Origin of the sequence: Streptomyces sp. NPDC101237, from assembly GCF_044767465.1 — a bacterium.
Lineage (GTDB): Bacteria > Actinomycetota > Actinomycetes > Streptomycetales > Streptomycetaceae > Streptomyces > Streptomyces gramineus.
Window position 1 is genome coordinate 1 of sequence record NZ_JBIWNY010000063.1, and the last position, 7,931, is coordinate 7,931.

The 7,931-nt window shown below is 69.3% G+C and carries 7 protein-coding genes and 1 pseudogene; 3 read left to right on the forward strand and 5 right to left on the reverse strand.

The features are described from left to right. Window positions 1-208: 208 nt before the first annotated feature. Window positions 209-598 (reverse strand): hypothetical protein, encoded by a 390-nt coding sequence (locus ACIRQ9_RS40215; protein ID WP_404185717.1) that lies wholly within the window; start codon window positions 596-598, stop codon window positions 209-211. A gap of 71 nt (window positions 599-669) precedes the next feature. Between ACIRQ9_RS40215 and ACIRQ9_RS40220 the strand changes: the two are divergent. Then, window positions 670-999: pseudogene (locus ACIRQ9_RS40220) on the forward strand (IS982 family transposase); the annotation flags it as partial. 341 nt (window positions 1,000-1,340) lie between these two features. On the opposite strand, the gene ACIRQ9_RS40225 reads toward ACIRQ9_RS40220, so the two are convergent. Further along, entirely contained in the window at window positions 1,341-2,084 is a 744-nt protein-coding gene (locus ACIRQ9_RS40225) for an SDR family oxidoreductase (RefSeq protein ID WP_404185720.1), read from the reverse strand. A gap of 98 nt (window positions 2,085-2,182) precedes the next feature. Here ACIRQ9_RS40225 and ACIRQ9_RS40230 point away from each other — a divergent pair, with 98 nt between their 5' ends. Further along, window positions 2,183-3,073 (forward strand): LysR family transcriptional regulator, encoded by an 891-nt coding sequence (locus tag ACIRQ9_RS40230; protein ID WP_404185723.1) that lies wholly within the window; start codon window positions 2,183-2,185, stop codon window positions 3,071-3,073. Here the strand turns inward: ACIRQ9_RS40230 and ACIRQ9_RS40235 are convergent. From ACIRQ9_RS40235 to ACIRQ9_RS40245, 3 genes are all read right to left on the reverse strand, one after another. Next, window positions 3,024-3,371: a hypothetical protein gene (locus ACIRQ9_RS40235; RefSeq protein WP_404185726.1), complete on the reverse strand. Its 348-nt coding sequence runs from the start codon at window positions 3,369-3,371 to the stop codon at window positions 3,024-3,026. The genes ACIRQ9_RS40230 and ACIRQ9_RS40235 overlap by 50 nt on opposite strands. 18 nt (window positions 3,372-3,389) lie before the next feature. After that, entirely contained in the window at window positions 3,390-3,815 is a 426-nt protein-coding gene (locus ACIRQ9_RS40240; protein WP_404185735.1) for a GDSL-type esterase/lipase family protein, read from the reverse strand. A 544-nt stretch (window positions 3,816-4,359) separates the two neighbouring features. Next, window positions 4,360-4,800 carry an SsgA family sporulation/cell division regulator gene (locus tag ACIRQ9_RS40245; RefSeq protein ID WP_404185729.1) on the reverse strand — a complete coding sequence of 147 codons (441 nt, stop codon included), beginning with the start codon at window positions 4,798-4,800 and terminating at the stop codon, window positions 4,360-4,362. A gap of 445 nt (window positions 4,801-5,245) precedes the next feature. On the opposite strand from ACIRQ9_RS40245, the gene ACIRQ9_RS40250 reads away from it, so the two are divergent. Next, complete coding sequence (locus ACIRQ9_RS40250; RefSeq protein WP_404185732.1) at window positions 5,246-7,504, forward strand: ATP-binding protein; 2,259 nt, start codon at window positions 5,246-5,248, stop codon at window positions 7,502-7,504. The last annotated feature ends 427 nt before the right edge of the window (window positions 7,505-7,931 follow it).

Below are 7,931 nucleotides of genomic sequence, written 5' to 3' on the forward strand. Positions count from 1 at the left end.
CACAACCTCGCCCTTGCCGGATAGGTCGGCGGGGCCGAACAGCAGCCCACCATGCCCGAGGCGCCCCGGAGATCATTTACGGGACAGCCCTTAGATGATCAATTCCAAGGGATATCGACGGAGGTGTGGGGTGGGCTGCGGCCGAAGCTACCGCGAGACGGTCAGACGGCGAGCTGCCGCCCCTGGTTATCGAGGTGGCAGCGGGCGATCAGGCGTCAGGGTCGACATCGGGGTGCGTGAACCGCACGGGCCTGCCCAGCGACCGGGCGTAGGCGATTTCGGCTCGGGTGCTGTCTCCGATGTAGTCGCCGACCACGAGCACCTCATCAGCGAGCCGGATCTTCGCCCGGTGCAGATCGCCGAGTCGCACCTTCAGCGCCTCGGCCTCGACAGGATCGGACCACAGTTCGTGCGGCGACTTCACATCAAAGCCCGGTTTGACGACGATCTTTCCGGCTTTGGTCTCCCGCAGATCGGCCTCGTTCATCTCGGTCATGAAGCGGGTGGAGCCGCAGATCACGACGATACGCGGGAGGCTCAACAGCTTCTTCGCGTCGGCGAGCTTCTCCTCGGGGGTGAGCAGTTGCGGGGATGACACTGGTTCCTCCTGGTGGCGCGGTCCGCAAGGTGCCTGGCGGAGACGAGAACGAGGGCGCCCAAGATCGTTTTGTGACGAACGACGTGGACACCCTCGCGACAGCACTCTATGCGACGACCGACGACACGCTGAAGGAGCATCCCGACCTGGCGCCCTGGCGCCCACCGGTCGGCATCACGCCCCGCCTGAGCGATGCCGAACTGGTCACCCTCGCCACGATGCAGGCCGTACTCGGCTACACCTCCGAGGCCAAATGGCTCCGCCATGCCCGTGCCCACCTGCGCCACCTCTTCCCTTACCTGCCCCAGCGGCCCGGCTACAACAAGCGGCTGCGCAAGGCCGCCGGTCTGATGCGAAGCATCAACCGGATCCTGGCCACCACCGCCGCCATGCACAACGACCTCGGGCTTACCGAACCTCGTGACGTGCACGTTCGCCACTTCCACACCAGACCGTTCCTGGTCCTGGACGCCCACCGCTTCACCGATGCCCTCATCAGCACGATCAGCGATCCAGCCCTCCGCGCAATGCCACCAGTCGGCACGATCGACCAATACGTCGACAGCACCGACATCACCGACCGGAACCGCACTGACCGCCGCATCCGCTACATCGCCGGGCCAGAACTGCCCGCTTCACCTTCCAAGACCTAAGTTCAGAGAACGCCGCCAGGCCGCCACCCTGAACCTCTATGGCATCGACCGCGTCCGCATGCTAGTCGCGCTCCACTTGAGGGCGGCTTTCAGAGTTGCGAAGCTCCTCCGTCGACAGGGAACTCCGTTCCCGTCGAGAAGGTCGCCCCGAACGCCAAGTAAGCGACCGCGGCGGCCACTTCCTCGGACCTGCCCAGCCGCTCCATCGGAATGGTGCTCCGGTAGGTGTCCTTCATCGCCTCGACGACGTCGGCGGGCAGGGAGCGGTCCAGGATGCCCGAGTCGATCGGGCCGGGACTCACGGCATTGACGCGCACCTTGCGCGGCAGCAGTTCGCGGGCCAGAGTGCGCGTCATCGACCGCAGGGCCGCCTTGCTCGCCGAGTACACACCGAGCGCGTCGAGACCCAGGACGTTCACCACCGACGTGGTGAGGACCACGCCGCTTCCCTCGCGCAGGAGCGGCGCCAATGCCTGCACCGTGAAGTACGGGCCCTTGGTGTTGACGGCGAACACCTCGTCGTACATTTCCTCCGTCGTGGAGTCGAGCGGCGCGGACGCGGTGACGCCGGCGTTGACGAACAGCGCGTCCACCGTGCCGAACCGCTCCCGGACCGAGCCAGCGAGCGCCCCGATGTCCTTCAGGGACGCGGTATCGCTCCGGACGGCGGTCGCCCTCTCCCCCAGTTCCGCCACCGCGGTGTCCAGGGTGGACCGGGTCCGGCCGGTGATCAGTACGTGCGCCCCGCCGTCCGCGAACAACCGGGCCGCGGCCAGGCCGATCCCGCTGCTTCCACCGGTGATCACGATCTTCTTGCCCTCATAAGTGGTCATGTCCTCAGCCAAATGCCGGCCCGCACCCCCTGTCCAAGACCTGTTCCGTATGCCGACATGTCCTGAGCGCATGACGACACGCGACGTACCCTGGGCGGATGGACGTCGATCTGCGGCTGGTGCGCTATTTCACGGTCGTGGCGGAGTACGGCAACTTCGGCCGGGCCGCGACGAGTCTGCACCTGGCGCAGCCGTCACTGAGCCGCCAGATTCAGCGACTGGAGGCTCAGCTCGGTGTCCGGCTCCTCGACCGTTCGCCGCAGGGCAGCCACCTCACCGACGCCGGGAAGGCATTCCTGCCCAGGGCCCGGACACTGCTGCTCGATGCCGAGCAGGCCGCTCGCACGGCCCGGGCCGCCGTCCGGCCACCCACCGTCACCGTCGGCTACGCCGAAGGGCTGGTCATCACCGCCTGCGTGCAGGAACTGCGTCACCGGCACCCTGACGGCCAGATACGCACCCGGCACCTCGGCTGGCGGGACACGCGCGCTCTCTCAGAAGGCCGCGTCGACGCACTCGTCGCCTACCGCCCGCTTCCCTTCCCCACGGACGGCCTGCGCGTGACCAAACTCCATGAGGAGTCCCGGGTTCTCGTCACATCGGTCCGTCATCCTCTGGCGAGCCAGGAGGCTGTCAGTGTGCGGGCGCTGTCGGACGAGGACTTGGTGACCTGCGTCAGCACTCCGGTTGTCTGGAGCACACCCAAACAGGCGGGTGACGGCCCCGCACCGCCCCCGCCCACGACCGACGACAGCTACGAGGACAAGCTGGAGCTCATCGCCACCGGCCACTGCGTCGCGCTCTTCCCTGCCGGCGACCGACGCCCCGCTGCCCGCGGGGACCTCGCCCTGGTTCCCGTCGTCGACGCCGACCCCTGCGAGGTCGTACTCGTCACGCGCGCCGACGACGGGAACCCGCTGCTCGGCTCGCTGGAAGACATCACCCGTGCACGGCTCGGCACATCCTCCCGGCGGAGTGGGCGCGAGTGACCGCGGCGGACATGGCCGTCTCGCCCTGGAGGTTGGGATGGGCCGGGGCGACCGGGGGCGGGGCCACCAGCGCCTCGATCCGGCGCACTCCCTGCGGGCGGCAGACGTCGTGTCCGATGGCCGGTGTGTATGTGTCCATGCAGTGTCCGCCACTGCGGTGAGCCACCCGGGCCGGCATCGCGTCGAGTCCCTTCTCGGTGTCGCGCAGGTACGCGAAGTCCCCCGCGGCCAGCGGCACGGTGCTGCTGGTGCAACCGACGCCGTCGGCCGGGAAGAGGTCCGGGCAGCCGACGACCACCAAACGGGTGTGCGGGGCTCACTGATGGACGGTGCGCAGGACCGCGGCGACCTTGGGTCCGGTCCGGAGGATGCGGGCGGCGAGCTGATCCGTGCCGTCTGCGGTGAAGTGCGTCCGGCAGGGGGCACCCGTCGGGTTCGGCGAGGACAGGCCGGCGCAGGTGGCCAGGTCGCTGCCGAAGCCCATGTCGTTGCCGCCGATGGTCACGCTCACCACGTCGGCGGTGCGGGTGACCGCGGCCAGCTGCGGCGGCACGTTCCCCTGTGGGCCGGCCGTGTCGGCGGTGGTCGCACCGGAACGGCTGACGTCCGTCAGCGGCCAGTGTCTCTGCTGGGCGACGAGCGACGGGTAGTGGTGGTCCGAGCGCGCACGTGGCGTCCACCTGGTCGGGGACTCCCGGGCCGAGACGTAGGAGTCGCCCAGGGCGGTGTAGCTCAGGGTCAGGGCGCCGCCCGTGGCTGCTTACGTCCGGCTCGCACCGACCATGCTCAGGGCCAGCGCCCCGAGCCCTGCCGCCATGGCCATCGCGGTGCGGCGGCGCGTGGGCGCCTCAATGCCTGCTTCACATGGACTCCTTGTCAAGGGTTCAGATATCGGTCACGGAGGTGGTGCTGTGTCGGGGGTGATCCGTCGGGTCTGCGGCCTACCGGCCCGCGCCGCCGGTGCGCACCCTTCAGACGCACGTCACCGCACGCGGGAGTGGGTCACTGCGCGGGGAGGGTCGGGCCAAGCACGTATGACTGCGGGCACGGATCCATCAACCCGTTCCTCGCAAGGGCGATTGGAGCGTCTCCGGCATTCCGGATGCTCCTGCGCTCCGGCTCCAAGAGGGCCGGTCGGACGGCCGGGCTTCAGGGGGCCGACGCTCGTCACGGGGGGAATTACGTGCGCTTTCTCAAAAATGCCAACCGGGCTGGGATTACCACAGTGGCTTCCACGCTCCGGAACCAAGCGTCAGGCGGGTAGAGTTCTGGTGCCCGCCGATCGTTCATTCGCCGGTGGCCAGGAGAAGGCTCGCGATGCGGTCGATGTCGACGTGGTGTCCCTCCGTGCCCGGCGGGACCAGTTCCTCAGCCCGGTCGAGGAATTCAGCGACAGGCCCAGCCATCATGTCGAGCACCGCGGACCCGAGCCGGGACCGCACGACGACTCGTACGACAGGGCCGTGCGACGAACGCCGGGGCGACACGAGGACGTTCCCTTCGCCCACCGGTCGGCCCAGTCCGACTTTCAGGAGGCTGAGCGCGAACACCCAGTCGACCGGGCCACTGGAAGTCGCCCCGATCGACAGACGAACGGCGTAGGGGTCGGCACAGTGATAGTGGAATACCGCGGGGAGGGACACCTGCGGCTCGCCTCCGACGATCACGCGCACCGCGAGTTCGCAGGTGACCGTGGTGTCGGCTGCGCTGAAAAACGGTTGACTCATTTCTCCGCCCGTTCAACAAAGTCTGGGGGATGGCAACTCTTGTCCCGAAAAGCCTAGGCCTGCCCGCGGCCGCCACTTGCCGGGAAATGTACGAAAGGTTGCCCAGGAGGGAACCAGACACAACCGAACCTTGCGGTCATTCCTCCGCGGTGTCCGGGGCTGTGGAACGGTGCAGAGGTTTCACGCCAGCAACGAGGGCGCCGTGTTGAGCATTGAACGGTGTCGGTCGGCGGCCCGCACAGGCCCTCCACGGGGGGCCGATCCGGACACCTCCGTGCATCACCTTCCATGACCCGGCATGATTTTGTGAATATCCTGTAGCCGCAGGTCGGTCCTGATCACCGAGCGGCGTTCGCCCTACCGGCATCGACGGGCGAGCAAGTGGGCACGGGGCAGCGCGAGTCGGGTCAGGTACAGAAGGGCGAGGCACACGGGGGTGGGTCAGGTGACCGAAGAGAACGGCGTCGGGTTCGGAGAGCTGCTCAGGCAGTTGCGACTGGAGGCGTCGCTGACGATCGAAGCGCTGGCCGAGGCGTCGGGGGTCAGCGGTCGCGGGATCGGGGACCTGGAGCGGGGACGCCGGGCCACGCCCCAGCGAGGAACGGTGGCAGCGCTGGCGAACGGCCTGAACCTGCGCGAGGCGGAGCGCGAACGCCTGCTTGCCGCGGCCCGGATCGGACGCAACCCGCGGCAGAGCCCCGCCGACGTGCGTGCGTTCCCGCGCGGCATCGACGATTTCGTCGGCCGGGAGCAGGAACTCGCCCAACTCGGCGCGCTGGCGGGGCAGGCGACCCTCGGGCGGCCCCAGGTCGTGGCGGTGTCCGGGCCTCCGGGCACCGGGAAGACCACCTTGTCTCTGCACGCCGCGCGCCAACTCGCGGACCGTTTTCCCGACGGACAGTTAGTGCTCGATCTGCGTGGCATGGACGACGAGCCTCCCCTGCCGGCGGAACTGATGCTGCGTGTGCTCAAGTCCGTCGGCGTCGCCGACCGGGACCTGGCCAAGGCCGGACCGCAGGGGCATCCGGAGCTGTACCGGCAGGCACTTGCCGGCCGCCGCTGCCTGCTGGTGCTGGACAATGCCCGGGACGAGGCCCAGGTCCGCCCCCTCCTGCCGAGCGCGGGCGGGGCGATGGTCCTGATCACCAGTCGAAGGATGCTCACCGGACTGGAGGACGTCGAGCGCCTGCCCATCGGCGAGCTCTCCCCCGCCGAAGCGGCGACGTTCCTGACCGGTGTGATCGGCAAGGACCGTGCGGACACGGATCCCGACGCACTCTCCGAGGTCGCCCTGCGCTGCGCCTATCTGCCTCTCGCCCTGCGTGTGGCGGGCAACTGGCTGGCGACGCGCTCGGGTTGGACCGTCCGTCGCCTGGCCGATCGCCTCGCTCTGCAGGAGCGCCGTCTGGACACCCTGGCCGCCGGCGATGTCCGGGTGTCCGCGGCCTTCGATCTGTCGTACCGCCAGCTCACTCCCGACGCGGCCCGGCTCTTCCGCTTCCTCGCCCTGGTCGACGGCCCCGACGCCAGCGTCGCCATCGGTGCCCAGCTCACCGGGCAGGAGTACTTCGACGTCGAGGACACCTTGGAGGAGTTGGTCGAGACCGGACTGCTGGGATCCGACCAGGACCGGTACCGCCTCCACGACCTGCTGAAGCTGTACGCCCGCGACCGGCTCCGTGCCGAGGAGCCGGAGGAGGCGGCCGAAGCGGCCAGGTCCGCGCTGCATCGCTGGCTGCTGGAGACCGCGGTCGTCGCCGGCCGCTGGTTCGAGCCCGACTACGGTGCCCCGCCCGCCACTTGGCAGGGGGCCGTCGACCTGTCGACCGCCGACCACGCCCGCCAGTGGCTCCAGACGGAGAGCATCAACTGGCTCGCGGCCTTCCGAGCCGCGGCGCACGAAGGGGACCATGTCGTCGTGGTCGAGGTGGCGGACGCCCTCCATTGGTTCTCGGACCAGTGGATCTTCTGGGGACACTGGCCGGAGGTCTTCGCCCTGGCCGCCGCCGGCGCCCAGGGACTCGGCGACCCCCGTCTCGAAGCCACTCACCTGAACAACCACGCCTGGGCTCTGCTGATCTGCGAAGGCCGCCACCACGCCAGCATCGATCGTTCAGCCGAGGCCCTGGAGGCGGCTCGGCGCGCCGATGATCTTCCGCAGCAGGGCTGGTCGCACAGCTACACCGCCTGGGCGCTCAGCCAGCTCGGCGACTACTCCGCGGCGGCACCGCACAACCGTGACGCGGCCCGGCTGTTCGAGGCCGCGGGCGACCTGCACGGAACCCTCCACGCCATGTGCAGCCACGCCGACACCCTGCTGCGAGCGGGACGTTACGAGGAGTCCATCGCGGAGCACCTCCGTACGCTCGCCTTTCTCGATCAGGCCGGCGACAGCATCGAACCGCACAGTGCCGCCTTCAATCGCACCAACGTGCAGACGTCCATCGGCCAGGCCCAGACTCTCCTCAAGAACTGGGCGAAGGCCGCCGACCACCTGCGCGTCGCGGTGGACCTGGCCCGTGCGAGCGCGAACCCGGGACTGGAGAGCCGTGCGTTGATCCACCTCGCTGACGCCCTGCGCGCCGGCGGACATCGAGAACAGGCCCGCGAGGTGTACGCCCAGTGCGTGGATCTCGGAGAGTCCGGCAACCCCCAGCACGTGGTGTCCGCACGGGAGCGCCTGACGGAACTCGATCACGGTTGATCCGGTCCTTCCACGGCTGCTCGCCGGGTCCCCGTCGGGGGCGGCGCGGTGCGGCTCGCTGCCGGTGCCTGCCTCGCGAGGGGACTTCATCAGGTCGTTCCTGTGCGGAGCCCGATTTCGGTGCGGTGGCCCGTGCGGTGGCGGCGGCCGAGTGGGGGCGAGAGGCGCTTCATCCCACTCGGCTGCCGAGAAGGAACGCTACGGCTCCTCGCCGTACCGGGTGCGTCCGGCAGTGCGCCCCTTCTGGTCCACGAGCGCACTCCGCCGTCCTTCGGATCGCACGAGTGCCGGAGACGAAGTGTCGTCTGGGCCGGACGGACGGCAGCCGGGCGGGGCCGGCCGGTGGATCCGCACCCGCCGCCCCCAAACCCCCCCCCCGCCCGGGGGCGCCGGGCCGACAAAAATGGGAAATAGACCCGACACCAAA